26 protein-coding genes are annotated in these 25,325 nt (G+C 64.6%); 19 read left to right on the top strand and 7 right to left on the bottom strand.

The annotated features are described in order from the left end of the window. Positions 1-540: 540 nt before the first annotated feature. Both ACSE4D_RS00130 and ACSE4D_RS00125 read left to right on the top strand, forming a co-directional pair. Complete coding sequence (locus ACSE4D_RS00130) at positions 541-1,437, top strand: universal stress protein (RefSeq protein ID WP_135538497.1); 897 nt, start codon at positions 541-543, stop codon at positions 1,435-1,437. Beyond that, the gene (locus tag ACSE4D_RS00125; protein ID WP_240689646.1) at positions 1,434-2,303 is read left to right on the top strand and encodes an alpha/beta fold hydrolase; all 870 of its coding nucleotides are present in this window, start codon (positions 1,434-1,436) and stop codon (positions 2,301-2,303) included. Before ACSE4D_RS00130 ends, ACSE4D_RS00125 begins: the two co-directional genes overlap by 4 nt. A 121-nt stretch (positions 2,304-2,424) precedes the next feature. Here ACSE4D_RS00125 and ACSE4D_RS00120 read toward each other — a convergent pair whose 3' ends face one another. Further along, entirely contained in the window at positions 2,425-2,655 is a 231-nt protein-coding gene (locus tag ACSE4D_RS00120; protein ID WP_135538495.1) for a hypothetical protein, read from the bottom strand. 73 nt (positions 2,656-2,728) lie between these two features. Then, positions 2,729-3,148 (bottom strand): phage holin family protein, encoded by a 420-nt coding sequence (locus ACSE4D_RS00115; protein WP_135538493.1) that lies wholly within the window; start codon positions 3,146-3,148, stop codon positions 2,729-2,731. Positions 3,149-3,391: 243 nt separating this feature from the next. Here ACSE4D_RS00115 and ACSE4D_RS00110 point away from each other — a divergent pair, with 243 nt between their 5' ends. Both ACSE4D_RS00110 and ACSE4D_RS00105 read left to right on the top strand, forming a co-directional pair. Beyond that, the gene (locus ACSE4D_RS00110) at positions 3,392-4,690 is read left to right on the top strand and encodes an MFS transporter (RefSeq protein WP_135538491.1); all 1,299 of its coding nucleotides are present in this window, start codon (positions 3,392-3,394) and stop codon (positions 4,688-4,690) included. 147 nt (positions 4,691-4,837) lie between these two features. Continuing rightward, positions 4,838-6,307 (top strand): peptide MFS transporter, encoded by a 1,470-nt coding sequence (locus tag ACSE4D_RS00105; protein WP_135538489.1) that lies wholly within the window; start codon positions 4,838-4,840, stop codon positions 6,305-6,307. Positions 6,308-6,455: 148 nt separating this feature from the next. Here ACSE4D_RS00105 and ACSE4D_RS00100 read toward each other — a convergent pair whose 3' ends face one another. Then, positions 6,456-7,304: a CPBP family intramembrane glutamic endopeptidase gene (locus tag ACSE4D_RS00100; RefSeq protein ID WP_240689644.1), complete on the bottom strand. Its 849-nt coding sequence runs from the start codon at positions 7,302-7,304 to the stop codon at positions 6,456-6,458. A gap of 68 nt (positions 7,305-7,372) precedes the next feature. Between ACSE4D_RS00100 and ACSE4D_RS00095 the strand changes: the two genes are divergently transcribed. Both ACSE4D_RS00095 and ACSE4D_RS00090 read left to right on the top strand, forming a co-directional pair. Continuing rightward, a complete protein-coding gene (locus tag ACSE4D_RS00095; protein WP_436326377.1) occupies positions 7,373-8,596 on the top strand; it encodes a molybdopterin molybdotransferase MoeA in 1,224 nt (407 codons plus the stop codon). A gap of 83 nt (positions 8,597-8,679) precedes the next feature. Further along, positions 8,680-9,840, top strand: a complete 1,161-nt coding sequence (locus ACSE4D_RS00090) for a ThiF family adenylyltransferase (RefSeq protein ID WP_135538484.1) — start codon at positions 8,680-8,682, stop codon at positions 9,838-9,840. 18 nt (positions 9,841-9,858) lie between these two features. Here ACSE4D_RS00090 and ACSE4D_RS00085 read toward each other — a convergent pair whose 3' ends face one another. Both ACSE4D_RS00085 and moaA read right to left on the bottom strand, forming a co-directional pair. Then, positions 9,859-10,104 (bottom strand): MoaD/ThiS family protein, encoded by a 246-nt coding sequence (locus ACSE4D_RS00085; protein ID WP_135538482.1) that lies wholly within the window; start codon positions 10,102-10,104, stop codon positions 9,859-9,861. Next, on the bottom strand, positions 10,105-11,193 hold the full coding sequence (gene moaA / locus ACSE4D_RS00080) for a GTP 3',8-cyclase MoaA (RefSeq protein ID WP_135538480.1): 1,089 nt from the start codon (positions 11,191-11,193) through the stop codon (positions 10,105-10,107). A gap of 40 nt (positions 11,194-11,233) precedes the next feature. On the opposite strand from moaA, the gene ACSE4D_RS00075 reads away from it, so the two are divergent. The 13 genes from ACSE4D_RS00075 to gluQRS all read left to right on the top strand — a co-directional run bounded on the left by ACSE4D_RS00075 (position 11,234) and on the right by gluQRS (position 22,918). Further along, on the top strand, positions 11,234-12,547 hold the full coding sequence (locus ACSE4D_RS00075) for a molybdopterin molybdotransferase MoeA (RefSeq protein WP_426936380.1): 1,314 nt from the start codon (positions 11,234-11,236) through the stop codon (positions 12,545-12,547). Beyond that, entirely contained in the window at positions 12,544-13,014 is a 471-nt protein-coding gene (gene moaC / locus ACSE4D_RS00070; protein WP_426937515.1) for a cyclic pyranopterin monophosphate synthase MoaC, read from the top strand. Before ACSE4D_RS00075 ends, moaC begins: the two co-directional genes overlap by 4 nt. Beyond that, on the top strand, positions 12,996-13,445 hold the full coding sequence (locus ACSE4D_RS00065) for a molybdenum cofactor biosynthesis protein MoaE (RefSeq protein ID WP_426936379.1): 450 nt from the start codon (positions 12,996-12,998) through the stop codon (positions 13,443-13,445). The genes moaC and ACSE4D_RS00065 overlap by 19 nt, the downstream gene beginning before the upstream one ends. Next, positions 13,442-13,843: a TOBE domain-containing protein gene (locus tag ACSE4D_RS00060; protein WP_426936378.1), complete on the top strand. Its 402-nt coding sequence runs from the start codon at positions 13,442-13,444 to the stop codon at positions 13,841-13,843. The genes ACSE4D_RS00065 and ACSE4D_RS00060 overlap by 4 nt, the downstream gene beginning before the upstream one ends. Positions 13,844-13,960: 117 nt before the next feature. Beyond that, positions 13,961-14,725: a molybdate ABC transporter substrate-binding protein gene (gene modA / locus ACSE4D_RS00055; protein WP_436326376.1), complete on the top strand. Its 765-nt coding sequence runs from the start codon at positions 13,961-13,963 to the stop codon at positions 14,723-14,725. Position 14,726: 1 nt separating this feature from the next. Then, positions 14,727-16,469 carry an ABC transporter permease gene (locus ACSE4D_RS00050; RefSeq protein WP_436326375.1) on the top strand — a complete coding sequence of 581 codons (1,743 nt, stop codon included), beginning with the start codon at positions 14,727-14,729 and terminating at the stop codon, positions 16,467-16,469. A gap of 29 nt (positions 16,470-16,498) precedes the next feature. After that, the gene (locus tag ACSE4D_RS00045) at positions 16,499-18,187 is read left to right on the top strand and encodes an AMP-binding protein (protein ID WP_135538470.1); all 1,689 of its coding nucleotides are present in this window, start codon (positions 16,499-16,501) and stop codon (positions 18,185-18,187) included. 145 nt (positions 18,188-18,332) lie between these two features. Next, on the top strand, positions 18,333-19,061 hold the full coding sequence (locus tag ACSE4D_RS00040; RefSeq protein WP_205683323.1) for an amino acid ABC transporter ATP-binding protein: 729 nt from the start codon (positions 18,333-18,335) through the stop codon (positions 19,059-19,061). Positions 19,062-19,106: 45 nt separating this feature from the next. After that, entirely contained in the window at positions 19,107-20,006 is a 900-nt protein-coding gene (locus ACSE4D_RS00035; protein ID WP_436326374.1) for a glutamate ABC transporter substrate-binding protein, read from the top strand. 70 nt (positions 20,007-20,076) lie between these two features. Then, positions 20,077-20,739: an amino acid ABC transporter permease gene (locus tag ACSE4D_RS00030; protein WP_135809182.1), complete on the top strand. Its 663-nt coding sequence runs from the start codon at positions 20,077-20,079 to the stop codon at positions 20,737-20,739. Further along, the gene (locus tag ACSE4D_RS00025; protein WP_426936372.1) at positions 20,736-21,578 is read left to right on the top strand and encodes an amino acid ABC transporter permease; all 843 of its coding nucleotides are present in this window, start codon (positions 20,736-20,738) and stop codon (positions 21,576-21,578) included. Before ACSE4D_RS00030 ends, ACSE4D_RS00025 begins: the two co-directional genes overlap by 4 nt. Before the next feature lie 84 nt (positions 21,579-21,662). Further along, positions 21,663-21,983, top strand: a complete 321-nt coding sequence (locus tag ACSE4D_RS00020) for a GNAT family N-acetyltransferase (protein ID WP_426936371.1) — start codon at positions 21,663-21,665, stop codon at positions 21,981-21,983. Continuing rightward, the gene (gluQRS, locus tag ACSE4D_RS00015) at positions 21,980-22,918 is read left to right on the top strand and encodes a tRNA glutamyl-Q(34) synthetase GluQRS (protein WP_426936370.1); all 939 of its coding nucleotides are present in this window, start codon (positions 21,980-21,982) and stop codon (positions 22,916-22,918) included. The genes ACSE4D_RS00020 and gluQRS overlap by 4 nt, the downstream gene beginning before the upstream one ends. Before the next feature lie 13 nt (positions 22,919-22,931). On the opposite strand, the gene ACSE4D_RS00010 is transcribed toward gluQRS, so the two are convergent. Together ACSE4D_RS00010 and ACSE4D_RS00005 are read right to left on the bottom strand one after the other, a co-directional pair. Next, positions 22,932-24,101 (bottom strand): glycosyltransferase, encoded by a 1,170-nt coding sequence (locus ACSE4D_RS00010; protein ID WP_426937514.1) that lies wholly within the window; start codon positions 24,099-24,101, stop codon positions 22,932-22,934. A 42-nt stretch (positions 24,102-24,143) separates the two neighbouring features. Then, a complete protein-coding gene (locus ACSE4D_RS00005) occupies positions 24,144-25,055 on the bottom strand; it encodes a DMT family transporter (protein WP_240688654.1) in 912 nt (303 codons plus the stop codon). Between the last annotated feature and the right edge of the window lie 270 nt (positions 25,056-25,325).

The following is a 25,325-nucleotide window of genomic DNA, read 5'->3' as shown; positions in this document are numbered from 1 at the left end:
GAAGGCCAGGCGTGGGAATACTGAAACGGCGGCGGGCAGATCATGTGGATCTGCGAACAGGCCGTAGTGGCTCAATGCCGGATTCCAGGCAACCGGTCGGCTCAGTGAGCGCCGGTGGTCAGAAGCCAACCGGTGGCAAAGACGCGAAAGACGGCTGGGGTCAGCCGACGAGTCCTTGTCCGCCAATCGGGCAGGCAGCATTGACAAATCCATGCCGTCGAAGTCCGGGGCCTGCGATTGTTGTCATCATCATCGAAACTGCGCTCCTCTCATTGGTCGTGGATCTCGCGTGAACTGCGTCAGCGTTCACAATGGTCAGTGTGCAATCAAGGTTTTGTCTGCGAATCCGTAATTGCACTGTCGAATTTATCACAGCAGTGAATGCCTGTGGAAGTTTTGTTCATTATTTTCTCCGACAATTTTTCATTCGGAAATCGGTGACGGCGGATTTCGAAGTCGATGCTGTCGAACCCGGCGACGTAGAATCGAACCAGACGTGCATCCGCATCCGTGCATCACGCATCTTCAAGGGAGTTGAGAATGTCAGAGACCGCCACCAAGAGACGGCTCGTCGTCGGCTACATCGCAACGGATCGGGGCCGAGATGCCATCGCTCTCGCCATCTCGATCGCCCGGTCGATCGACATCGAACTGGTCGTCACCATCGTGCGACCGGAGTCCTCGACGATCATGGCCGGCAGTGCAGTGCCGCAGGACGGCGCCGGCATCGTCGCACAGCAGATCGACGACTGGCTCGACGAAGCCATGTCACTCATCCCTGACGACGTCTCAGCCAAGGGCGTCATCCGCGTCGCCTCGAATGAGTCGAAGGGCCTCATGGAGGTCGCCGAAGCCGAGGAAGCTCTGGGCATCGTCATCGGTGCCCGGGCGGCCACCCTGATGCGACAGCTGCGGATCGGCACAGTCGCCTCCGCGCTGCTGCATTCCTCGACCGTGCCGGTCGTCCTCGCTCCGCCGGAGAAGTCAGATATCGGCCCGATCTCCCGGGTCACCGCGCTCTTCGGTGCCCGCCCCGGCGCTTCGTCCCTCATCGGTGCCGCTGTCCAATCGGCGAGCAGCCTCAACGTGGACCTGCGCCTGCTCTCGCTCATCGCAGACGACGGGCTGGTTGACGATGAAGTCGCCGAGGTGGCGGAATTCGCCGAACAGTACGGGGGAGCGGTCCTCGCCGAACGTGCCTCGGAGATGTTCGAGGCGGGGCGGGCGACGGTGAAGGCCCGTGCCGGTGCCGATATCGAGGAGGCCGCCGAGGGCATCGAATGGCTCCCCGGAGAGCTCGCGTTCATCGGTTCGAGCCGACTCGGGCACGGCGGCAGAGTCGCGATCGGTGCACGCGCCCGACGCCTGCTGCGAGTCCTGCCGGTCCCGGTGGTCGTCGTGCCACGGGGAGCAGTCAGCCCGGTCCGACCGCATTGAGACTGCGCGAGTCCCGGCGTCTGAGCCTCAACGCTGACGGCCACGAGACGGCAGCGTGGATCTACGGCGGGGACGAACAGGAACGACCGCTGCTGATGATCCACGGGTTCCGCGGGGACCACCACGGCATGGATCTCATCGCCGGAGAGATCCGAGACCGGCCGGTCATCGTCCCCGACCTGCCGGGGTTCGGTGAGACCCTGCCGCTGGAGAACGGGTTGGGGCTGCAGTCGTACGTCGACTTCCTGTCCGCACTCGTCGCCGAGGTGGTCCGCACCGGTGGACGGGCGCCCATCGTGCTCGGGCACTCCTTCGGGTCGATCCTCGTCAGTCACCTGGCCGCTCAGCAGCCTGAAGCGACACCGGAACTCATCCTCATCAACCCGATCACGACCCCGGCGCTCGAAGGATCGGCACGGTTCGCCACCGCGCTGACCAGGGCCTATTACCGCCTCGGTGCGAAACTGCCGCAGCGGGCCGGGCGGGCGCTGCTGTCCAGTCCGGTCATCGTACGAGTGATGAGCGAAGTCATGGCCACCACGGACGATCCGGGGCTGCGCTCTTATATCCATGATCAGCACGCAAAGTACTTCTCGGCCTTCTCCGACCGCGCCTCACTGGCCGAAGCCTTTGACACCTCGGTGTCCCACACCGTCACCGAGGTGGCCGATGCGCTGACGATGCCGACGCTCGTCATCGCCGGAGACAGCGACGCGATCGCCCCCATCGACGCCACCCGATCCTTCGCCGCGGACCTGCGGGACCCGAGCTTCGTCGAACTGGTCGGGGTCGGTCACCTCGTGCATTACGAGCGCTCGGAAGCGGCCGCCTCGGCGATTGCGGATTTCGTGCGCAGCCGCGCATGAGTCTGACGGCCATCTGCGGAGGGAAGCGCCGGACGGCTCGCGAGACCTCAGCCCGCCCGAGACACAGAAGAAGGGCCGCTGCGTGCGTACGCAACGGCCCCTTTCGGGTGTCAGTCGGAGATCAGGGGCGTGGGTCGCGCACCCAGTGATAGACCATCGGAATGATGAAGGCGAAGCTCGACGCCAGCAGACCGCCCCAGAAGACCCAGAATTCGGTGCCCTCAGGGGCAGAGAAGGCCGCACCGAAGAGGTAGAGGCCGAACAGGAAGACAGCGAACGAGATGACGAAGACGATGACATCGGCAAACGATGCTGAGTTGCGGGTTCGCTTCGGGGCGGCAATATTGGACATGGTCTCCTCCGGCAAAGTTTCTGGTGGTCAAGCTGACGCTTGGCTCCAGTCTACATCGCGTAGAGAACTTTGCTCATCTCCGTTCGCGTTCGGCGCTTCGGTCCGGGACCAACCAGCCCAAGAGAGCCGAGACGATCGAGACGATGATCGCGGCGAAGATGGCGGAGAAGAAGAACGAATCGATGGTGAACACGAAGGGTGTGAATCCGGAGAGCCAACTCGTCAGCGCCAGAATGAGCGCATTGATCACGATCGAGAAGAGTCCGAGGGTCAGACAGGTGATCGGGGCGGAGACGAAGCTGAGGATCGGTTTGATGAAGGCGTTGGCCAGTCCGAAGATGAGTCCGATGACGAGATAGGAGATGATCATGGCCGGGATCGTCCCGGTCTGTTCCTCGACGAGGCGGTTCCCTGTGATCGTCACTCCCGGCAGAATCCAGGCCGCCACCCAGATCGCGCAAGCGTTGACGATGACGCGAGAGAAGAAATTCATAATCGTCATCCTGTCAGACCGATCTGCGTTCTTTCTGAGTCGCGGATGGGAAAGACGTCTGTGCCGTGGTGATGCAGTTCAAACGCTGAGATCGGCGATCTGCTCGAATCGGAAGTCGAAACCCAGTAGCCTGAAGGCCGGGCCCTCTGGTCCGCAGACCTCAGTGCATCTACCGAGTGATTTGATCCAGGTCACCACGGCGGCACGGCCTCTCGGCCAGCCGAGAGGAGAAACTGGATTGGTATGACTCACAGCAATACACCGGCACCTGCTCCCGAACAGTCCGCGCCGACCCTGTTCTCGGTGGTCGGGCGCAGCTATTTCCCGATCGCCTTCGTCGCGCGGATGCCGTTCGCGATGATCGTCGTCGGCGTTCTCACCCTCGTCGTCGCCGGCCGCGGATCGCTCAGCCTCGGCGGCATCAATTCGGCCATGGTCGGTCTGGGCACCGCGCTGTTCGGATCCTTCATCGGTGCGGCGGGCGACCGATGGGGACAGCGCTACGTCCTGCTCGTCGTCGGCTTCCTCAACTGCATCGCGCTGACATTCATGGCTTGGGTCGTGTTCAGTCCCTTGCCCGACGTCGTCGTCTTCATCGCGGCCTTCGCGATCGGCGCGACCTCGCCGCAGGTGGCGCCCATGTCTCGCTCACGCGTCGTCGACATCATCATGACGGCGCTGCCGCTCTCACGCCGGCCGAAGGTGCTCAACGGCACCATGGCGTACGAATCCGCTGCCGACGAGATCATCTTCGTCTTCGGCCCCTTCCTCGTCGGCCTCCTCGCCACCCTGTTCGATCCGGTCGCTCCCATCATCGGGGCGATCGTGATGACGCTCGTGTTCGTCTCCGCCTTCGCCCTGCACCCGACGGGCCGGGCCCGGTCGTCTGCGATGAGCTCGGAGGCGGCGAAGCGTGCTCCGGCGAAGGACATGTTCACTGCGGGAGTCTTCGTCGTCGTGCTCGGTGTCTTCGGTGTCGGGATGGTGTTCGGGTCGACTCTCACGGCGCTGACAGCGCTGACCAACGACATCGGACGCCCGGAAGAAGCCGGGCTCGTCTACGGAGTGCTGGGAATCGGTTCGGCGATCCTCGCGATCTCGGTGGCGGCCTTCCCGACCTCATTCGCCCTCTGGGCCAGGCTGCTGTGCTTCGCTCCGATCCTGCTCACCGGTTCGGTCGTGCTCGCCTCGACCGAGTCGATGCCGATCATCGTCCTCGCGCTGCTGCTCATGGGCTCGGCGATCGGGCCGAGCCTCGTCACGCTGTTCAGCCTCGCCGCCGAGCGTGCACCGCGGGGACGGTCGGCTACCGTGATGTCCATGGCCGGGTCGGCGATCATCGTCGGCCAGTCGGTCGCCTCGGCGATCAACGGCATCCTCGCCGAGGAGCAGGGCACCGCGACGGCGATGGCTGTGCCCGTGGCCGCCTCGGCGATCGTCCTCCTCGCCGGGACACTCAATCTCGCTATCCGTCTCAGGGCTCGGCGCAAGGGCTCTGGGTCCGGACGCAGGGTCGTCTTCGACGGTGAGAACGAGACCTGAGTCACTCGTCCTTTCCGCTTTTTGGGACGCTGTGTCCCAGTGTCTGCCAGGTGTGACCGGTGGTTCGGCGGAGAGTAATATGACCGCTGGTCCACCGTGAAACGCACCACGGAACGTGGCGTCTCACACCACTACGGAAAGCACACAATGTCTTCAACCACCTCGTCGACCGAGGTCGTCCGCAGCGATACCCGCTTCTTCGGACACCCCCTGCCGCTCATGCAGCTGTTCAGCCTGGAACTGTGGGAACGGTTCTCCTACTACGGTATGAACGGCATCCTCGCCATCTACCTCTACTTCACTGTCACAGAGGGCGGACTCGGCCTGGACAAGGGCACAGCGGTCGGCATCGTCGGCGCCTACGGCGGTGCGGTCTTCCTCGCTACGATCCTCGGTGCCTGGATCGCCGATCGTCTGGCCGGAGCCGAGAAGGTCCTCTTCTACTCGGCGATCATCATCATGACCGGGCACATCTGCCTTGCGCTCATTCCCGGGTTCGGGGGAGTCGCACTGGGACTCATCCTCGTGGCCCTGGGCTCCGGTGGACTCAAGGCCAATGCCTCAGCGCTGGTCGGTGAGCTCTACGAAGAGAAGGACCCCAAACGCGACGCCGGGTTCACCATCTTCTACATGGGCGTGAACATCGGTGCGATGCTCGGACCCCTGCTCACGGGCATTCTGCAGAAACAGATCGGCTTCCACTACGGATTCGGTGCCGCCGCAGTCGGCATGGCGCTGGGTCTGATCATCTACGTCACCGGTCGGAAGAACCTTCCTCCCGAGTCCCGGGTCGCGGTCAACCCGCTGCCGAAGTCGAAGCTCTACCTCTTCATCAGCGCCGTCGTGGCCGTCGTCATCGTCGCAGTCGTGCTGTGGACGACCGGTCTGGTCAACGCCGAGAACATCGACTGGTGGATCGCCGGCATCTCCGCCGGAGCGGCCGCCTGCTACGTCATCGTCATGTACACCTCGCCGCAGACGAATCCTGATGAGCGGTCCCGCGTCATCGCATTCATCCCGTTCTTCCTCACCAGCGTGATCTTCTGGTCGATGTACCAGCAGATCTTCGGTGTGCTCACCGTCTACTCGGACACCCAGCTCAACCGGTCGATCTTCGGTTGGGAGATGCCGATCAACTGGATCCAGCTGATTCCCGCACTCTTCGTCATCATCTTCGCCCCGCTGTTCGCGATCATGTGGACGAAGCTCGGACCGAAGCAGATCTCGACCCCGGTCAAGGCCGGACTCTCGCTGGTGTTCATCGGAGTCGGCTTCCTCATGTTCCTGCCCTACGCCGAGGCCGGACCCAATGAGACTCCTCTGCTGTGGGTTGCGCTGACGCTGGCGGTGTTCGTCTTCGGTGAACTGCTCATCTCGCCGGTGGGCATGTCGTTCTCGACGAAGGTGGCGCCGAAGGTGTTCCAGTCGCAGATGATCGCCGTGTTCTTCCTCTCCTCCGGTGTGGGTACGGCGCTGTCGGGTGTGCTCGGCGGATACTTCTCGGTTGACAACCAGACCCCGTACTGGCTGTCGATCGGCGGCGCCTCGATCGTGCTCGGTCTGCTGGCCCTGACCCTGACCAAGCCGATGCTCAAGCTGCTGCGCGGCATCCGCTGACAATTGTCCGATTCGAAGGCTCCTCGCGCCGCTGGGTGCGAGGGGCCTTCGGCGTTCCCGGGGGTCATCAGTCACCGGGTGCAGCACAACCGCGTGGTCCTGCAGGGGGTTGTCACGCGAACGGTGATGGATGCCGTGGCCCCGGGGCTCACACTCCGATGAAGATCGGCAGCGCCTGCGGATGGTGGGCGTGGACGATCGTGAGGAAGACGAGAGCGTCGAAGAGCAGATGCACCGTCACGGTGTAGGGCAGTGACTTCGTGCGGGTGAAGATGAATGCCTGAACGAGGGCGAAGGGGATCGTGAGCAGCGGTCCGATCGACCGGTAGCCGAGCTCCCAGAGAAACGAGACGAAGATGATCGTGGTGAAGACGTTCGCCGTCCAGAACGAGAAATGCTTGCGCAGCAGTGCGAAGACCGTGCAGATGAAGAACAGCTCATCCCAGATGCCGACGGCGTTGACACCGAAGAACAGCCGCAGAATCTCCGACCAGCCATCAAGCGGCGGCCAGTTGAGGTAGACGCCGGTGCGCATGAAGTACTGCGGCAGCACCGTCCAGGCCACCACGACGACGAAGGCCAGCCACGCCCACTCGAACCGCGACCACGGTCGGCCGCGACGCCTGGGGAACTGGATCGTCCGATCATCGAAGACATACCGGGTCACGAGCCACGGCCCGACGACGACAGCGGAGAGGACGACACCCATCCGCGCGATGTTCGTCCACGAGATGTCGGCCTCGACGGAGATCGCGGAGATCAGCGCGAGACAGGCGGTGATGATGCTGTGATCACGGGCAAAACGGCGGTTCGCCGACCACGCGATGACGACTCCCGCCACCATCGGCACATAACCGAACGCTCGGACCTGCGGAAAGGTGGTGCCCAGCCCGAAGAGCACGACCGCGGCGAGCGCGAGAAGCGCGGTCGCAGCCGCCTCCCAGCTGAGGAGGCCACGGCGTGCGGTCTCGACGGAATCTGCATGCTCGGTGTCCACGGTCCACACTGTAGACGAAACCGCAGACGAACCTGCCCCGATCTCATCCGACCACTGTCGACGAGTCGGTGAGCCAGCCGCGTAGGATCGTCAGCGAAGGAAGGACACCATTGGACCCCGAGGACTACTCCGAACTCATCGCCGAACTCGCCCCCAGCGTGCACTCCGAGACCGTGGCCGTGCACGAGGCGATCGGCCGCACCCTTCGTGCCGACCTCGTCGCCGATCGGGCGGTGCCGGCCTTTCCCACCTCGGCGATGGACGGATTCGCCCTCGACGGACCGGCTCTGCAGGAGGCACAGCGCGGCACGGCCATCCGCGTCAGCGGCGACACCCCCGCCGGTCACGAAGCCGCGCTGCTGCGCCCAGGCGCTGCGGTGCGTGTGATGACCGGAGCTCCGATCCCCACCGGCGCCGAGGCGGTCGTTCCCGTCGAACTCACCGATGCTGACCAGACCGGCGCGGCCCCGCAGACGATCCGCATCTCCTCCCTGCCCCAGCAGGTCGCGAACGGCTGGAACATCCGCGCGGTGGGCGAGGATATCGCGGCCGGTGACGTCATCCTCCCGGCCGGATCCCGTCTGACCGCGGCCGGCGTCGGCACGCTCGCGATGCTCGGCATCGATGAGATCGACGTCGACGGGCGGCCTCGCATCGGCGTGATCGTCACCGGAGACGAACTGCGCGACACCGCCGCCGAGGCGGCCGGAGCCCTGATCCTCAACTCGAATTTGCCGATGCTCGCCTCCGCGATCCGCTCGACCGGAGCCGAAGCCATCGAAGCGACATGCAGCGATGATCCGAATGCACTGCGGGCCGTCTTCGACGAACTGGCACCTCTGGCAGATCTCGTCATCACCACGGGTGGGATCAGCGCCGGAGCCTTCGAAGTCGTGCGGCAGACTTTGGAAGGCGAGCATTCGACCTTTCTGCGTCTGGGCATGCGACCGGGTTCACCGCAGGGACACGGTCGTCTCGGACGTCTGCCCCTGCTGCACCTCCCGGGGACTCCGCAGGGAGCGTTCGTCGCCTTCCACCTCTTCGCCCGATCGCTGTTGGAAGGTCGGCCGCTGCGCGCCAGGTGGAAGAAGGGCCTCTACACCGGGTCCGAACTCGGCCAGCATCCGCATGCGGTCAAGGTTCGTCCCGGTGCCTTCACGGCCACCGGTGAGATCCGCGCCGTGGACGGAGCCCGACTGCCGAACTTCGCCGCGGCAGAAGTGATCATTCGCATTCCCCGCGGCACCGGACGACTGCTCCCGGGTGCGATCGTCGACTATCTCGAGTGCTGAAACCAGATCCTTGGTGAATGCCGAAGACGGGTTCGGCCGGTCGACGCAGGACCGTCGGGTCTCGGGGAATTAGGATGGAAGACATGTCACAACCTCGTCTCGATCCCGCCGCTCGGGCCCGCTATGCCCGGCAGATCCGCCTATCCGGGTTCGGCGAAGCCGCGCAGGAGGCCCTGCTCGACTCGCACGTCCTCGTCATCGGCGCCGGCGGACTCGGTGCCCCCGTACTCAGCTACCTCGCCGCCGTGGGCATCGGCACGATCTCCGTCATCGACCCCGATATCGTCGAACTGAGCAACCTCCATCGGCAGATCATCCACACCGAGGCGGCCATCGGCACCCGCAAGATCGAGTCCGCACGCGAGCGGATGGCAGGAATCAACTCGTCGATCGACCTCCGCACCCACGCGGTCCTTCTCACCCCGGACAATGCCCTCGACCTGCTGACCGGTGTCGATGTCGTCATCGACGGCAGCGACAACTTCGCCACCCGGTACCTGGCCAACGACGCCTGCGAGATCCTCGGCATTCCGCTCGTGTGGGGGACCATCCTCGGATTCGACGGTCAGGTCGCCGTCTTCGACGCCGGCCAGGGCGCTACTCTGCGTGACCTCTACCCGGAGGTGCCGGCACCCGGCAGTGTGCCCGACTGCTCGGTGGCCGGTGTCCTGGGGCCGTTGTGCGGGAGCATCGGTTCTGCCATGGCGATGGAGACGATCAAGATCCTCACCGGGATCGGCACTCCGCTGGTGAACGCGGTGGCCGTCCACAGCAGCCTTGACGCAGGGTGGGAGACCGTCCCCGTCTCCAGGATTCCCGGCAGGCAGCCGATCACGGACCTTGACTCCCATCGCGGCGACTACGCGCAGCACACCGTCGACATGGGAGCGGCCGCGCTCGGCTGGTCCGAACTGGCCCGGGACGCGATCCTCGTCGACATCCGTGACGATGACGAGGTCACCGCGGGAATGGTGCCCGGCGCCATCCACATCCCGATGGACGAACTCATCGCCGACCCGAGTCGACTGCCTACCGGATCTGGGACCGAGGAATCGTCCGATGCGAAGCAATCGCCTCAGTCCGGACGGCAGCACGCACGACAGACAGGCGTCGCCCTGTACTGCAGGTCGGGGATGCGGTCGGCAAAAACCGTCGCCCAGCTGCGGGCACAGGGACTGCCCGTGACGTCGGTCAACGGCGGTTATCTCGCCTACCTGTCACAGCCCGCAGCTCAGCAGGACTGACGACGGAACCCGCCCGTCTCAGCCTCCGGCGAACGGCGGGAGGACGTCGACGGTGTCCCCGTCGGACAGAGGCGCAGACCGATCGGTCGCGGCCACGGAGTTGACGAGGAAGGACGAGCGCGACAGCACGGTCGCCGCTTGGGGATCGGCCGCCTCGGCGAGGGCGGAGACGAGTTCGTCGACGGATCCGGCACTGAGGCGGGCCTCGCGAGCTCCGAAGGCTTCACGGGCGGCGGCGAAGAACCGAACGGTGATGGTGGGCACTTATCCTCCGATGGCGCTCATGGGGCGTTGGGGCTGTTCGAACTCATCGGTGTCCATGCCGTGGCCGGCGAGCTTCTTCCAATGAGCGCCCTTCCACAGATCCGCGATCGACTCATCATCGGCGCCGTTGCGCATCGCAGTGAGAAGATCGACCTCGGTGCGGGAGAACAGACAGGTGCGCACACGCCCTTCCGCGGTCAGGCGGGTGCGCGTGCAGTCGGCGCAGAACGGACGGGTCACCGACGCGATGACGCCGACGGTTCCGAGCACGGTGTCCGGATCCTTCCGGTCGGCGACGAGGAACTTCTCGGCCGGGGCACCGTTTCGCGGAGCCGAATCGGGGGTGAGCACGAACCGGGGCTCGAGCAGGGCGAAGATATCGGCGGCGGTGATCATCGCTCCCCGATCCCAGGAATGGCCGGCGTCCAAGGGCATCTGTTCGATGAACCGCAGACTCAGGCCCTCGCCGAGGCACCACTGGAGCAGATCGGGCGCGTGCGCATCGTTGATTCCGGGCAGGAGGACCGCGTTGATCTTCACCGGGTCGAGGCCGGCGGCCTTCGCCCCGTCGATGCCCTCGAGCACACGATGGAGGAAGGGACGTCTGGCCATGGTCTCGAAGGTGTCAGGGTCGATGGTGTCCAGCGAGACGTTGATCCGATCGAGACCGGCGGCTTTGAGCCCGGCTGCCCTCTTGTCGAGGCCGATTGCGTTCGTCGTCAATGCGATGTTCGGTCGCGGCTCCAGCGCCGCGACCCCAGCGATGATCTCGTTGATGTCCTTGCGCGTCAGGGGCTCGCCGCCGGTGAACCGGACTTGGTCGACGCCGAACTTCTCAACCCCGATGCGGACGAACCGGATGATCTCGTCGCGCGACATTGCGGCATCACGAGACATGAACTCCACACCTTCGGCGGGCATGCAGTACGTACAGCGCAGATTGCAGAAGTCTGTGAGTGAGATGCGCAGGTCCCTGGCTCGACGACCATAGGTGTCGAGCAGCGAATCCTCGCTGTGTCCGGTGAACTCCTCGCCGGGATCGACAGTCGGAGTTCTCAGCACCGGCATCGGCAGGCCGATCTTCTCCATTTCGTCATCCTCCTTGAAAGCGTGTCGTTATCATCGTCCCATGACTACTGCGAAGATGCATCGTGTACGGGTATTCGAGACGATCGCTCCACTGACCGAAACGCAGACGCTGCCGCTGAGCGAACTTCTCGACGCCCCGCGCCGGCTTGCCGCCGATGTGGCCTCACCGATCGACGTCCCCGGCTTCGACAACTCGAGCATGGACGGATACGCCGTGGCCGCCGAGACACTGGCAGCGGCGTCCACGGCTGCGTCCGCCTCCATGGCGGCCTCAGCAGGCACCGCCACCGCCGACAGTTCCTCCGTCGGATCCACTCGACTCGGACCGATCCCCGTACGCGGTCGGGTCGCCGCCGGAGCACGCGGCGACAAGGTCGAACCCGGCACCGCCGTCGAGATCATGACCGGAGCCCCACTTCCCGAAGGCACCGATACGGTGATCAGGATCGAAGACACCGCACCAGGAACCTTCGGCGCCGCAGCCATCACGATCGACCGCCCGGCCGAGACACCGGCGCCCGGGACCCCGGCGGGCCCACCTGGACCCGGGGCGTTCGTGCGCACCCGCGGCAGCGACGTCCGCACCGGACAGATCGTGCTCACCGCGGGCACCATGCTCAGCCCGGCCCACCTCGGCGTGGCCGCCGCCTGCGGAGTGGGCGCTCTGCCTGTCCTCTCCCTGCCGCGGGTGCTCATCGTGAGCACGGGCGACGAGATCGCCGCCGAGGCGGCCGCCGGGATCAACGACGCGAACTCCGTGACGCTCTCGGCCGGACTGCGCCGGCTCGGGGTGGAGACAGAGGTCGCCTTCGTTCCCGATGATCCGCAGCTGCTCCTCGACCGGGTGCGGGGGAGTGAGGCAGACCTCGTCATCTCCACCGGCGGGATCTCGAAGGGTGCCCATGAAGTGGTCAAACTCGCCGCCGAACTCGACCCGGACTCCGACGTCGTGTTCGAACCCATCGCCATGCAGCCCGGCGGTCCGCAGGGATGCGGGCGGCTGGCCGACCACGCGTGGGTGGCGCTGCCGGGCAACCCGGTGAGCACCCTCATCAGCTTCGAGATGTTCATCCGTCCCGCCCTGCTCGGCCTGGCCGGCGACGAGGCACCCCGCGAGGTCGCCCACCACCGTCTGGCACACGGATTCGACGAGCGGCCACCGGTCGGCAAGCTCCAGATCCGTCGCGCCCGGCTGACCGAGGCCGGCCTCGAATTCGTCGGAGACTCGCGCTCCCACCTGCTCCACAGCTATGCCGAGGCGACCCATCTCGTCTTCGTCTCACCGGACGAGCCCGGAGCTGACAATCCGTTCTCAGCCGTGGACGATAGGCTGATGACGTGGAAGATCGCATGAAGCTCTCGCACGTCGACGAGTCCGGAACCGCCCAGATGGTCGACGTCGGCGACAAAGACGTGACCAAACGACGCGCCGTCGCGGCCGGAGTCATCACCACCCGCAGCGACGTCATCGACCTGATCGCCGAGGCGGGGCTGCCCAAGGGCGATGCCCTGCCTGTGGCGCGCATCGCCGCTGTGATGGGGGCCAAACGCACCAGCGACCTCATCCCCTTGTGCCATCCGCTGCCGCTGACCGGAATCGATGTCGAATTCGAACTCGGTGCCGAGTCGGTGACCATCACCGCCGCAGTGAAGACCGTGTCGAAGACCGGGGTCGAGATGGAGGCCCTGACCGCCGTGACCACTGCGGCACTGACGATCTTCGACATGATCAAGGCCGTGGACAATCAGGCCGTGATCGGCGATATCAAGGTCATCGCGAAGTCAGGCGGAAGGAGCGGAGATTGGACGAGGCAGGCATGAGCACCCCCGGCACGGTCATCACCACCGGGGTCGTCGAGACCGAGATCTCCACCGCCGCGCTCGAACCCGAAGTCCTCACCGACACCTGCGGGGCCGTCGTGAGCTTCTCCGGAGTCATCCGCGACCACGACGAAGGACGCGGCGTGGCGTCCCTGCACTATGAGGCCCACCCCGTCGCGTCGGAACAGATCGCCGAGGTGGCCGCCGACATCGCCGCCCGCCACCCGCACGTCCGCCTCTCCGTGATCCACCGCGTCGGCGACCTCACCATCGGAGATGTGGCCCTGGCCGCCGTCGTCGCCTCCGCCCACCGCAAGGACTCATTCCTCGCCTGTTCCGATCTCATCGACGAGGTCAAGGCACGGGTGGCGATCTGGAAGCACCAGCACTTCGCCGACGGCAGCGACGAGTGGGTCGGAGCCCTCGAATGACGCAGCTGCGCATCAGCGACGCCGCACGATTCCTCGGTGTCAGCGACGACACGGTCCGCCGGTGGGTCGCCGACGGCCGTCTCACTCAGCTCAAGGACGCCTCCAATCGTGCCGTGGTCTCAGGCAGCGAACTCGCGGCGCTGGCACAATCGTCCGCAGCTGCCCTGCCCGACCCCAGCGGAGTCATGAGCTCGTCACGGAACCGGTTCGCCGGACTCGTCACCGATGTCGTCATCGACGGCGTCATGGCTCAGGTGAGCCTGCAGTGCGGGCCCTTCCGGGTGGTTTCCCTGATGTCGGCGGAGGCGTGCCGCCAGCTCGAACTCGAACCGGGCAGCCTTGCGACCGCCTCGGTGAAGGCGACGATGGTCTCCATCGACACGGTCCCCGACAGCTGATCAACATCGCCCCGAGACCACGACTGGAAGCCGCATTTCGGGAAAAGAATTGAAAAACATGTCTCACTCTCGCCTCTCAGATCGACATAATGCCGCAGATGCGGTTTCAATGGGTGTATGAAGAAAACCCTGCTCGGGTTCGGCATCGTCGCTGCCCTGACCCTTTCCGCCTGCTCCTCCGGTTCCGATCCGCAGTCCGCATCGGGCACCCCGAGCGAGATCACCGTCTTCGCAGCAGCGTCACTGACCGAGGTGTTCGAAGACATCGCCGATGAGTTCCAGAACTCTGACCCGGACGCGCCGGAAGTGAAGTTCTCCTTCGGAGGCTCTTCGGACCTCGTCTCCCAGATCACCGAGGGCGCTCCCGCCGACGTCATCGCCACCGCCGACGAGAAGACCATGGGCACGTTGGAAGGCGACGACCTGCTCGCCGGAGACCCTTCGATGTTCGCTTCGAACACGCTGACCCTGGCCGTGGCTGAGGGCAACCCGAAGTCGATCGAGGGCTCGACGGACTTCCCCGGGCTCGACCTCGTCGTCTGCGCGCCCCAAGTTCCCTGTGGTGCCGCCACCCAGAAGTGGGCAGAGCTCAACGAGGTCGAACTCGACCCGGTCAGCGAAGAGAATTCCGTGACCGATGTCCTCGGCAAGGTCAGTGCGGGTCAGGCCGACGCCGGAATCGTCTACGTCACCGACATCGCCCGTGCCGACGGCCAGGTCGAGCAGGTCGACCTCGACGGCGCGGACAAGGTCATCAACAAGTACCCGGCCGCCACCGTCAGAGCCAGCGAGCATCAAGAGCAGGCCGACTCGTTCGTGAAGTTCCTCGGCTCCGACAGCGCCCAGAAGCTGCTGCGCGACGCCGGATTCGCCGCTGCCTGATATGGCTGCCGAGCATTCCGGGGGAGGGCATACGACGATTCCCGGGTGGCTGTGGGTTCCCGCAGCAGTTGGGATCGTCTTCCTCCTCGTGCCGATCATCGGGATGATCACCCGCGTCGAACCGCAGGGGCTGCTCGACGTCGTCCTCGCGAAGGAATCTCTCCTGGCGATGCGGCTGTCTCTGCTGACATCGGTGATCTCGGCGTTCGTCAGCGTTCTCCTCGGGTTCCCGCTGGGTTACCTGCTCGCGACCAGACGGTTCCCCGGGCAGCGAATCGTGCGTACCCTCATCCTCCTGCCGCTCGTGCTTCCGCCGGTGGTCAGCGGCCTCGCGCTGCTCTACACCTGGGGGCGTTCGGCAGCGCTGGGCGAGAGCCTGGAAGCACTCGGTCTCAGCCTGGCCTACACCACCTCGGCGGTGATCATGGCGCAGATCTTCGTCTCGCTGCCGTTCATGGTGATGTCGGTCGAGACCGCCGCCACGGCCCTGGGACGCCGGTTCGAACTCACCGCCGCCGAACTCGGCGCGAGACCGAACCGCGTGTTCTTCACGGTGACGCTGCCGCTGCTGCGGCATGGGATCACGACCGGAGCCGTCCTCTGCTTCGCTCGCTCGCTCGGCGAATTCGGTGCGACCCTGACCTTCGCCGGGTCCCTGTCCGGAGTGACCCGCACGATGCCGCTGCAGATCTACCTCGTCCGCGAATCCGACCCACAGGCGGCGATCGGTCTGTCCCTGCTGCTCGTCGTCATCGCCGTGATCATCATCGTCCTCGCCTATCGGTCGCCGCATGCACCCCGCCTCAATCTCGGACGTCGGCCCGGTCGATCCGACCTCTCCGAGGACGTCCCCACCACCGAGGCGGACGCCAGCGGCCCGGTCCACGACCGCGCCGCGCGGGAAGCACTCAAGCACACCGGCATCGAGGCGGAGCCCCCGGCAACAGGTCACGTCCGGGGCCTCGACGATCGGGCCCCGGCAGAACCGGGGGAGGGCGGTGGCCTGAGCGGATCGATTCGTCTGGCCGAGCGCGGAATCGCCCTCGACTTCACCGTCCCCTCCCGCGCAACCACCGCCATCATCGGGCGCAACGGTGCAGGAAAATCAAGCCTGTTTCAGACACTCACCGGTGCGATACGGCCCGATTCCGGCAGCCTGCGCATCGACGACGACACGATCTTCGACCTCGACGCCGGACACTGGCCGCCCGTCCACGCCCGCGGCATCGTCCACCTCGCGCAGAACCCGCTGCTGTTCCCTCATCTGAACGTCGTCGACAACGTGGCCTTCGGACTGCGCTCCCATGGCATGGCCCACCGCCCCGCCCGACGACGCGCGCAGTCCATGCTCGACCGCCTCGGCGTCGGTCATTGCGCGAAGCGACGGCCCGAAGCCGTCTCCGGGGGACAGGCGGCGCGCATCGCCTTGGCCCGTGCGCTCCTCGTCGATCCGAAGCTGCTCCTGCTCGATGAGCCCCTGGCCGCACTCGACGTGGACGTCCGCGTCGAGACCCGACAGGTGGTCGCGGAGCTCCTCGCCGGTCGCAGCGCCCTGCTCATCACCCATGACATCGACGACGTCGTGTCATTGGCCGACGAGCTCGTCCTCATTGACAACGGGGCCGTGGCATTGTCCTCCCAGGTGGGGCGGGTCGATCCCGGGGAAGCAGGTGCGGGGCAGAGCTTCCTGCGCAGCTTTTGCATAATGGACCGTGACGGAATAGTGTGCAGTCAGTCACATTGAGTCACTGACATTTCAAGGAGCACAACGCCGTGGCCGAACTGTCCTATTCTTCGGGTACATCGACAGAACCCCTGCTCGGGATCACCATCGGAGAGCACTTCAAGCGCATCGCAGAGGCGAACCCCGATGCCCTGGCTCTCGTCGACCGGTACTCGAGCCGACGGTGGACGTACGCCGAGTTCGATGCCGACACCGATGCGCTGGCCATCGGTCTGATCCGGCGCGGAGTGAAGAAGGGCGATCGAGTCGGAATCTGGGCGCAGAACGTCGCGGAATGGGCCCTCGTCCAGTACGCCACCGCGAAGATGGGCGCGATCCTCGTCAACGTCAATCCCGCCTACCGCAGCCATGAACTCGAATACGTCGTCGAACAGTCCGGGATGACGCTGCTCATCTCGCAGGTCTTAGCGCCTCCGCATTCGGATTTCCACGCCATCGCCACCGAGGTCGCTGCGAAGGTCCCCGCCCTCGACCTCGTGTTCCTCGACTCCGTGCCCGACGACCTCATCGGGGCTGCGAAGATCGACGAACGCGAATCCTTTGCCCACCTCATCGGGCAGGGGCGGCAGCTGCTGGAGGATGCGGATGCGAAGTACGGAGTGCGACTGCGGCAGGTGCTCGACGACCTTTCGGCAGACGAGCCGATCAACATCCAATACACCTCCGGCACCACGGGCTTCCCGAAGGGCGTGACGCTCAGCCACCACAACATCCTCAACAACGGGTACTTCATCGGCGAAATGCTCTCCTACACGTCTGCCGACACCGTCGTCGTTCCCGTTCCCTACTACCACTGCTTCGGCATGGTCATCGGCAACCTCGCCGCACTCAGCCATGGATCGGCCGTGGTGCTGCCGTCTCCCGGATTCGACCCCTTGGCGACGATGTCCGCCGTGACCGAGGAGAAGGCCACCTCGCTGTACGGAGTGCCGACGATGTTCATCGCCGAACTCGAACACCCGCGGTTCTCCGAATTCGACTTCTCGAGCCTGCGCACCGGGGTCATGGCAGGATCGCCCTGCCCGGTGAACACGATGCGCCGAGTCATCGATGACATGAACATGTCGGAGGTCGCCATCTGCTACGGCATGACCGAAACGGCGCCGGTGTCGATGATGACCCGAGTCGATGACTCTCTGGAGAAGCGCACGCAGACGGTGGGCCGCGTGATGCCCCACCTTGAGATCAAGATCGCGGACCCCGTCACGGGACAGGCTGTCCCGCGGGGGCAGAAGGGCGAGTTCTGCACCCGCGGCTACGCGGTCATGCTCGGATACTGGGAGCAGCCGGACAAGACAGCGGAGACGATCGACGCGGCTCGGTGGATCCACACCGGTGATCTGGCCATCATGGACGACGACGGCTATGTCGACATCTCCGGCCGGATCAAGGACATGGTCATCCGCGGCGGCGAGAACGTCTACCCGCGAGAGGTCGAGGAATTCCTCTACCACCACCCGGCCATCCGCGACGTCCAGGTCGTCGGTGTCTCCGATGAGAAATACGGCGAGGAGCTCATGGCCTGGGTGATCCTCAAGGACGGCTTCGACTCGCTGAGTGCCGACGAAGTCCGCGAATTCTGCTCCGGCAAGCTCGCCCACTTCAAGATTCCCCGCTATGTCGAGGTCCGCGATTCCTTCCCGATGACCGTGTCCGGAAAGATCCGCAAGGTCGACCTCCGGGAAGAGGGCGAGAAGATCGCGCACGCCGCCGTCTGAGTACCGAATGGGATCCGGTATGAGCTGCAGCCGGATCGCACTGGAGATCACAAGTCGGTTGCAGTTCAACCCGGACCGGGCATGAGTTTCGTTTGTGTGCCCGCATTCACTAGGATCAAATTCCATGAGAGTTGAATCACAGCCACTGGTGTCGATGACGAACGTCGAAAAGCACTACGGTGACTTCCACGCCCTGAAGAATGTCAACCTCGACATCGCCGAACGCGAGGTCGTCGTCGTCATCGGGCCCTCGGGCTCGGGCAAATCGACCCTGTGCCGGACGATCAATCGTCTCGAGACGATCACCTCAGGCAGCATCACGATCGACGGCAAGGAGCTGCCGGCCGAGGGCGCGGCGCTGGCTGAGCTGCGCTCGGACGTCGGCATGGTCTTCCAATCGTTCAACCTCTTCGCCCACAAGACGATCCTCGAGAACGTCACCCTCGGACCGATCAAGGTCAGGAAGCTGTCGAAGTCCGAAGCGGACAAACAGGCGATGGCCCTGCTCGAACGCGTCGGCGTCGCCCATCAGGCCGACAAATACCCTGCACAGCTCTCCGGTGGACAGCAGCAGCGTGTCGCGATCGCCCGGTCGCTGGCGATGAAACCGAAGGTGATGCTCTTCGACGAGCCCACCTCGGCACTGGATCCGGAGATGATCAATGAAGTCCTCGACGTCATGGAAGGTCTCGCGAAGGAGGGCATGACCATGGTCGTGGTCACCCACGAGATGGGATTCGCCCGCAAAGCCGCACACCGCGTCGTGTTCATGGCCGAAGGGGAGATCGTCGAGGTCGCCGAACCCGAGGAGTTCTTCACCCACCCGCAGAGCAGCCGGGCCAAGGATTTCCTGTCGAAGATCCTGACGAACTGAACCCACCCCTTTCACACCGATTCACCTCACTGACAAGGAGAGACAATGAAGAAGCTCAGATTGGCGGTCGCCTCGGTGGCCGTCGGAATGTTGGCGCTCAGCGGCTGCGGCCAGGGCGGAACACCGGATGCTCCGGCCGACGGCGATGGTGCCAAGGCCGAAGCACCGGAATACGAAGTCAACGACAGCGCGGATGTTGCGGATTCGAAGACGTGGAAGGCGGCGAAGGACTCCGGCGAGATCACCATCGGCGTCAAGTACGACCAGCCGGGCCTCGGCAACGTCTCGGCCGGTTCGAAGGAGCCCGAGGGCTTCGACATCGAGATCGCGAAGATGGTCGCCGCACAGCTCGGCTTCTCACCCGACGAGATCAAATACAGGGAGACCGTCTCGGCCAACCGTGAGCCGTTCCTGCAGCAGGGCAATGTCGACATGATCGTCGCGACCTACACGATCAATGACGAACGCAAGAAGGTCGTCGACTTCGCCGGACCCTACTATGTGGCGGGCCAGGACCTGCTCGTCGCCGCTGATTCCGACATCGCCGGACCCGAGGACCTCGACGGCAAGAAGGTCTGCTCCGTCGACGGTTCGACGCCTGCGCAGAACATCAAGGAGAAGTACAAGAAGGCCGAACTCGTCACCTACGATGCCTACTCGAAGTGCGTGACCGACCTCCAGTCCGGATCCGTCGACGCCGTGACCACTGACGATGCGATTCTGCGCGGATATGCCAAGCAGTATGAAGGCGAGTTCAAGGTCGTCGGCAAACCCTTCACCGAGGAGCCCTACGGCGTCGGCCTGCCGAAGGACGATGACGCGCTGCGCGATGCCGTGAACGACGCACTCGAGCAGGGCATGGACGACGGCGATTGGGAGAAGGCATTCGAATACACCCTCGGATCCACCGATGATGTCGACATGCCCGACGTCGACCGCTACTGACCCCGTCCACAGATTGACATGATGCGAGGGCGCCGATCCCGGTGCCCTCGCATCGATTAAGGAATCTGATATGGATTTCCTGGAGCTTCTCCAGCTGTTCCTCTCCGGTGCGTGGGGAACGATCAAGCTCTTCACCGTCGCCCTGGTCGGGTCCATGATCCTCGGCACGGTGCTCGCCGCCATGCGGGTGTCTCCGACCCCGGTGCTGCGCGGGGCGGCTTCGACCTACATCAACGTCGTCCGGAACACGCCGCTGACCCTGGTGATGTTCTTCTGTGCGTTCGGGCTGCCGTTCCTCGACATCCGGTTCGGCTCGACGAGCTCATTCAACTCGTTCGTCTACGCCACGATCGCGCTCACCGTGTACACCGCCTGTTTTGTGGCCGAGACCCTGAAGTCGGGTATCGCCACGATCCCGGTCGGTCAGGCCGAAGCCGCACGGGCCGTGGGCCTGAGCTTCGGACAGACCCTCGGCGAGGTGGTCCTGCCGCAGGCGTTCCGCACAGTGATCCCGCCCCTGGGCAGTGTCATCATCGCAATGCTGAAGAACACCTCGATCGCTTCGGCGTTCAACAACCGAGAGCTCATCTCGGCGATGCGCAATGCCATCGAGATCCGCGGGGACCTGGTCATCCCGCTGCTGTTCGGCACCGCGCTGGCCTACCTCATCCTGGCTCTGCTGCTCGGACGAGTCTTCGACTACCTGGAGAAGAAGCTGGTGATCCTGCGATGAGGCCACCCACTCAAGTGCTGTTCGACGAACCCGGTCCGAAATCGCGCCGGAACAACATCATCCTCTCCGTGATCTCGACGCTCGTGCTGTTGGCGATCGCGGCCTTCGTGGTCTGGAAGTTCGCCGACGCCGGCCAACTCGATCCGGCGAAGTGGTATCCATTCACCTTTGCGCAGATCCAGACGGTGCTGCTCCAAGGGATGCTCGCCACGCTCAAGGTGGCCGTCGTCGCCTCCGTGCTGGCGATGGTCGTCGGCATCGTCTTCGCTCTGCTGCGTCTGTCCAACCGAAAGGTCATCTCCGTCCCCGGCACGATCGTGCTCGAGTTCTTCCGGGGCGTGCCAGTCTTGCTGCTGATCTTCGCGATGTTCCTCATGTTCGGCAACGAGATCGGTTCGTTCTGGTCCGTGGTCTTCGGCCTCACCCTCTACAACGGAATGGTGCTGGCCGAGATCATCCGGGCCGGCGTCCTCGCCGTCCCCACAGGGCAGCGCGAGGCCGCAATGGCCATCGGGCTGCGTTCCGGCCAGGTCATGAGCCTCGTGCTCTTGCCGCAGGCTCTGCGGGCCATGATGCCGACGATCATCGCCCAGATCGTCGTCCTCCTCAAGGACTCCGCTCTGGGTTTCATCGTCACATACCAGGATCTGCTGTACCAGGTGAACCTCATCGGACGCGAATACAACAACCTGCTGCCGACTTTCATCGTCGGAGCGATCCTGTTCATCATCATCAACATGCTCGTCGCCGGTTTCGCCCGATGGCTCGAGTCACGGCTCCAACGGAAGACCACCGCCGACACCGAGGCGGGCGGCCTGACCACCAAGATCGTCGACTGATGCCGCGGGGCCCGGTTGTTCCCGACCGGGCCACGCGACACCATGTATCGTTCACTTAGGAGTCGGCCATGAAGGAGCGCACCAATGCCAGAGCCTCAGCTCAGCCCCACACCGGTGAGGGTCGTGAAGAACCTCGACCGTGAACGGTACGAACTGTTCACCGATGAGACCCCGGGGGAGTTCATCGGGTTCCTCGCCTACCAGGTCATCGATGACCGCACCGTGGAGCTGCAGCACACGATCATCTCCGAAGGCTTCTCCCGGCGCGGCTTCGCCCGCACCCTCGTCACTGAAGTGCTCGAACGGGTCAGAGCAGATGGGTCCTCAATCGTACCGACCTGTTCCTATGTGCAGGACTACCTCGAGCGGTTCCCGCAGTACGGCGATCTCGTGGCTCGTCAGTGACCAGGTCCGACCCGGCTGTCGGAGCTGGTCGTTTCGCTCCGAGTCCGAGCGGTGACCTCCACATCGGCAACATCCGCTCCGGTCTGCTCAGCTATGTGCGGGCTCGGCAGACCGGCCGACGGTTCCTGTGGCGGATCGAGGATCTCGACCGGGTGCGGGCCGGTGCGGCAGACTCGCAGCTCGAAGTCTTCGCCGAACTCGGGGTCACACCTGATGAGCCGCCTATCATCCAATCTGAACGTACCGAGGAGTACTCGGCCGCGATTGCGAAACTGGCGGCGGACGGTCTCGTCTACGAATGCTATTGCTCTCGCAAGGACATTGCCCAAGCGCCGAGCGCACCGCACGCGCCACCCGGGGCGTATCCCGGGACCTGCCGCAGCCTCGGCGAGGGGGAGCGCGAATCCCACCGGCGGAGACTGGAGGCGGAGAACCGTTCGCCGGCGCTGCGTCTGCGCACGGACAATCGAGAGCACCAGATCGACGATGTGCTGCTGGGCCGGGTGGACGCCATCGTCGACGATCTCGTGCTGCGGCGAGGTGACGGCGTCTTCGCTTACAATCTCACCGTCGTCGTCGACGACGCAGCGAGCGGAATCGACGAGATCCTGCGCGGGGACGACCTCGCCTCCTCAGCACCTCGCCAGGCGTATCTGGCCAGGCTGTTGGGAGTGCCCGAACCCCGCTGGCTGCATGTGCCGCTGGTGCTCAACGAGAGCGGACAGCGGCTGGCCAAACGCGATGGAGCGGTGACCTGCCAGCAGCTGCGCGGCCTCGGGTGGACCGCCCCTGACTTCTTTGTCTGGATGCAGCAGTCACTCGGCTTCGGCGACATCGGTGGTCGGTGGAGGTCCGTCGACGACATGATCTCCGGAGTCGACTTCACTCAGATGTCGACAGAACCGACGATCTTCGTCCCGCCGGCGGGTCCCTGAGGCCGATCAGCCCTCACGCCGCGGGCGAGTCGACGGCGTCTCGGACGACTCCGTCGTAGATCGCTTCGAACGTATCGAGGGTGTACTCGATGTCGTGTTTGGCCACGACGTCGAGAGACGCCTTCGACATGTCATCGAGTTCGACGTCGGGCATCCGGCAGATGCGCGTGAACCGATCGGCCAACGCATCGATATCCCGCGGCGGGAACAGATACCCGTTGATGCCGTCGCGGACGAGATGCGGCAGCGCGACCGCGTCGGCAAGCACCACGGGTTTACGGGAGGCCAATGCCTCGAGCGTGGCGATGGACTGCAGTTCGGCGGTCGAGGGCATGCAGAAGAAGGTGCAGCGCTGGTACGCCTCCATGAGTGCCTTGTCGCTGATCTTGCCGAGTACATTCACACGGTCGGCGATGCCGAGTTCCGACGCCAGCTGCTTCAGCGGCTCCTCCTGGTCGCCGCCGCCGACGATATCGGCTTCGAGACCCAGCTCCGGATCGGTCTTCGCCACGGCCTCGACGATGTCTGCGGCATGTTTTTCCGAGGAGAGGCGACCGACGAAGAGGACGCGAGGGGGAATGGCCCGCGGAGCAGCCGAGTCGAGCTCACGCAGATGAGCGAAGCGCTGCAGGTCGATCCCGCAGGAGACCGCGCGGATGGGGGAGGAGAAACCGTTCTCGGTGAGCAGGTCGGCAGCCAGCTGTGTGGGAACCGTGATGAAATCGGCGGACTGGAATTTTCGGCGCAGATCCCACCAGGCGATGGCGGTGCCGCCGTTGAGAACGGCCTTCGGAGCCCGGAGGTAGGGGCGGACATTGTCGGGCATGAAATGATTCGTGGCCACGACAGGGATTCCGCGCCGAATCGATTCGGAGAACGCGTAGCGGCCGATGACGAAATGAGCCTGAGTGTGGACGACATCAGGGCGGATGCTGTCGAGCAGTCGTGAGAGCTCGGGCTTCGTCTCCCACGGCATGCAGATCATCCATGTCGGGTGCAGTGGCCATCGATGGGCAGTGAGCCGGTGAACGGTGACTCCGTTCTCGACGCTGACCGAAGGCTTGCCCGTCGCTGAGGGACAGGCCACATGGACATCATTTCCGCGGTCCGCGAGACCTTCGGCCAACCGTTCGGCGAATTTCGCGGCACCATTGACTTCGGGGGCGTAGGTCTCTGCCGGAATGAGGATCCGACGTTTCTGAGTGGGACGGTGCGCAGACAGGATTCAGCTCTCCTCGGTGTCGGTCATGGTGTCGGAACGCCGGGCGTCCCTGCGCTGAGCTTCTCGATCTCTGACATCGGGATGATACCGCGACAATACAACGACGGCCGCACAGGCGACCAATCCGGTGAGACCGATGAGCACGACCAGCCAGACGGGTGAATGTGCCGCCTCGCCGAGGACGATGGTGCCCAGGATCACGGCACCGATCGGGTCGATGACGGTCAGCCCGGCGATGACCATCTCAGGAGGTCCTGCCGCGTAGGAATTCTGGACGAACCAGGATCCCAGCGCCACGGCCGCCAACAGTGCGGCGACGTTGATCCAGGTGACCTGCTCGAGCCCGGCCTGGAGGAACTGGACGCTGACCAGATGGGCATTCGTGGCCACACAGGCGAAGAGCAGCCCGGCCGCAGTGATGAGCACGAGCTGAGGGGCATGGCGGAAGACCAGCATGATCACGAGGCCGACGATGACGGCGATGGAGGTGATCCAGAACAGCGGCATCGCATCGGCGCCGAGGTGGACCTCCGACTGCGCAGTCGTGGCCGAAAGCGCGACGAAGAGCGTCACCCCGACAGTGCACCAGACGACCGACTGGACGAGCCGCCTGTTGACTTTGAGCCCGCGGTGACGGACGCCGAGCAGCACGGAGACGATGAGTGAGAACGCCCCGATCGGCTGAACCACCATCACCGGTGCCAACGCCAGGGCCACGAAGTTTCCTGCCGTTCCCAAGCCGAGGATGATCAGCCCGAGGAGCCACCGGCGGTTGTGCAGCAGTTCGGTGAAATGCGCCCAGCTGAGTCCATTGTGCGAGTCATCCTGCCCCGCAACAGCGTCGTGCTGGTACAGGGCGCCGAAAGCCAGTGCCACAGCTGCCAGGACGGCGAAGGCGATTGCCACAATGGTCACGATGACTCTTCCGGTTTCGACGGGGCAGATTTCGATGGGGCAGATGCGGGGAGCGGATCGCTTCGAGTCTATCGCGCGGGACGGTCGTGCAGACGGCTGTGAACTGTGTTTGTCCTGACTGTGAGGCAACCCTGCGCTGACACTGTCAGGGAACCCGCGGCGGCGGGTGGGGAAACCCCGATTCCTGTGAGGTAAAGCACTCTGTCCGGTTTTGTTCGCGGGCTGTGGGGTTTGCTAAGGTGGACAGCACGTCCGCAGGATACTGCGGCA

Source organism: Brevibacterium sp. FAM 27836, from assembly GCF_051351055.1.
Classification (GTDB): domain Bacteria; phylum Actinomycetota; class Actinomycetes; order Actinomycetales; family Brevibacteriaceae; genus Brevibacterium.
The sequence above is the reverse complement of the archived record's forward strand: the minus strand, read 5'-3'. Positions and strand labels throughout refer to the sequence as shown.

Excerpts from the sequence above, each read along its gene's own strand:
- ACSE4D_RS00120 (WP_135538495.1), bottom strand. The coding sequence starts at position 2,655 with ATGTCCAATATTGCCGCCCCGAAGCGAACCCGCAACTCAGCATCGTTT.
- ACSE4D_RS00035 (WP_436326374.1), top strand. The coding sequence starts at position 19,107 with ATGAAGAAGCTCAGATTGGCGGTCGCCTCGGTGGCCGTCGGAATGTTG.
- moaA (WP_135538480.1), bottom strand. The coding sequence starts at position 11,193 with ATGGAGAAGATCGGCCTGCCGATGCCGGTGCTGAGAACTCCGACTGTC.
- ACSE4D_RS00025 (WP_426936372.1), top strand. The coding sequence starts at position 20,736 with ATGAGGCCACCCACTCAAGTGCTGTTCGACGAACCCGGTCCGAAATCG.
- ACSE4D_RS00060 (WP_426936378.1), top strand. The coding sequence starts at position 13,442 with ATGACGCAGCTGCGCATCAGCGACGCCGCACGATTCCTCGGTGTCAGC.
- moaC (WP_426937515.1), top strand. The coding sequence starts at position 12,544 with ATGAAGCTCTCGCACGTCGACGAGTCCGGAACCGCCCAGATGGTCGAC.
- modA (WP_436326376.1), top strand. The coding sequence starts at position 13,961 with ATGAAGAAAACCCTGCTCGGGTTCGGCATCGTCGCTGCCCTGACCCTT.
- ACSE4D_RS00030 (WP_135809182.1), top strand. The coding sequence starts at position 20,077 with ATGGATTTCCTGGAGCTTCTCCAGCTGTTCCTCTCCGGTGCGTGGGGA.
- ACSE4D_RS00075 (WP_426936380.1), top strand. The coding sequence starts at position 11,234 with ATGACTACTGCGAAGATGCATCGTGTACGGGTATTCGAGACGATCGCT.
- ACSE4D_RS00020 (WP_426936371.1), top strand. The coding sequence starts at position 21,663 with ATGCCAGAGCCTCAGCTCAGCCCCACACCGGTGAGGGTCGTGAAGAAC.
- ACSE4D_RS00105 (WP_135538489.1), top strand. The coding sequence starts at position 4,838 with ATGTCTTCAACCACCTCGTCGACCGAGGTCGTCCGCAGCGATACCCGC.
- ACSE4D_RS00130 (WP_135538497.1), top strand. The coding sequence starts at position 541 with ATGTCAGAGACCGCCACCAAGAGACGGCTCGTCGTCGGCTACATCGCA.
- ACSE4D_RS00110 (WP_135538491.1), top strand. The coding sequence starts at position 3,392 with ATGACTCACAGCAATACACCGGCACCTGCTCCCGAACAGTCCGCGCCG.
- ACSE4D_RS00090 (WP_135538484.1), top strand. The coding sequence starts at position 8,680 with ATGTCACAACCTCGTCTCGATCCCGCCGCTCGGGCCCGCTATGCCCGG.
- ACSE4D_RS00115 (WP_135538493.1), bottom strand. The coding sequence starts at position 3,148 with ATGAATTTCTTCTCTCGCGTCATCGTCAACGCTTGCGCGATCTGGGTG.
- ACSE4D_RS00050 (WP_436326375.1), top strand. The coding sequence starts at position 14,727 with ATGGCTGCCGAGCATTCCGGGGGAGGGCATACGACGATTCCCGGGTGG.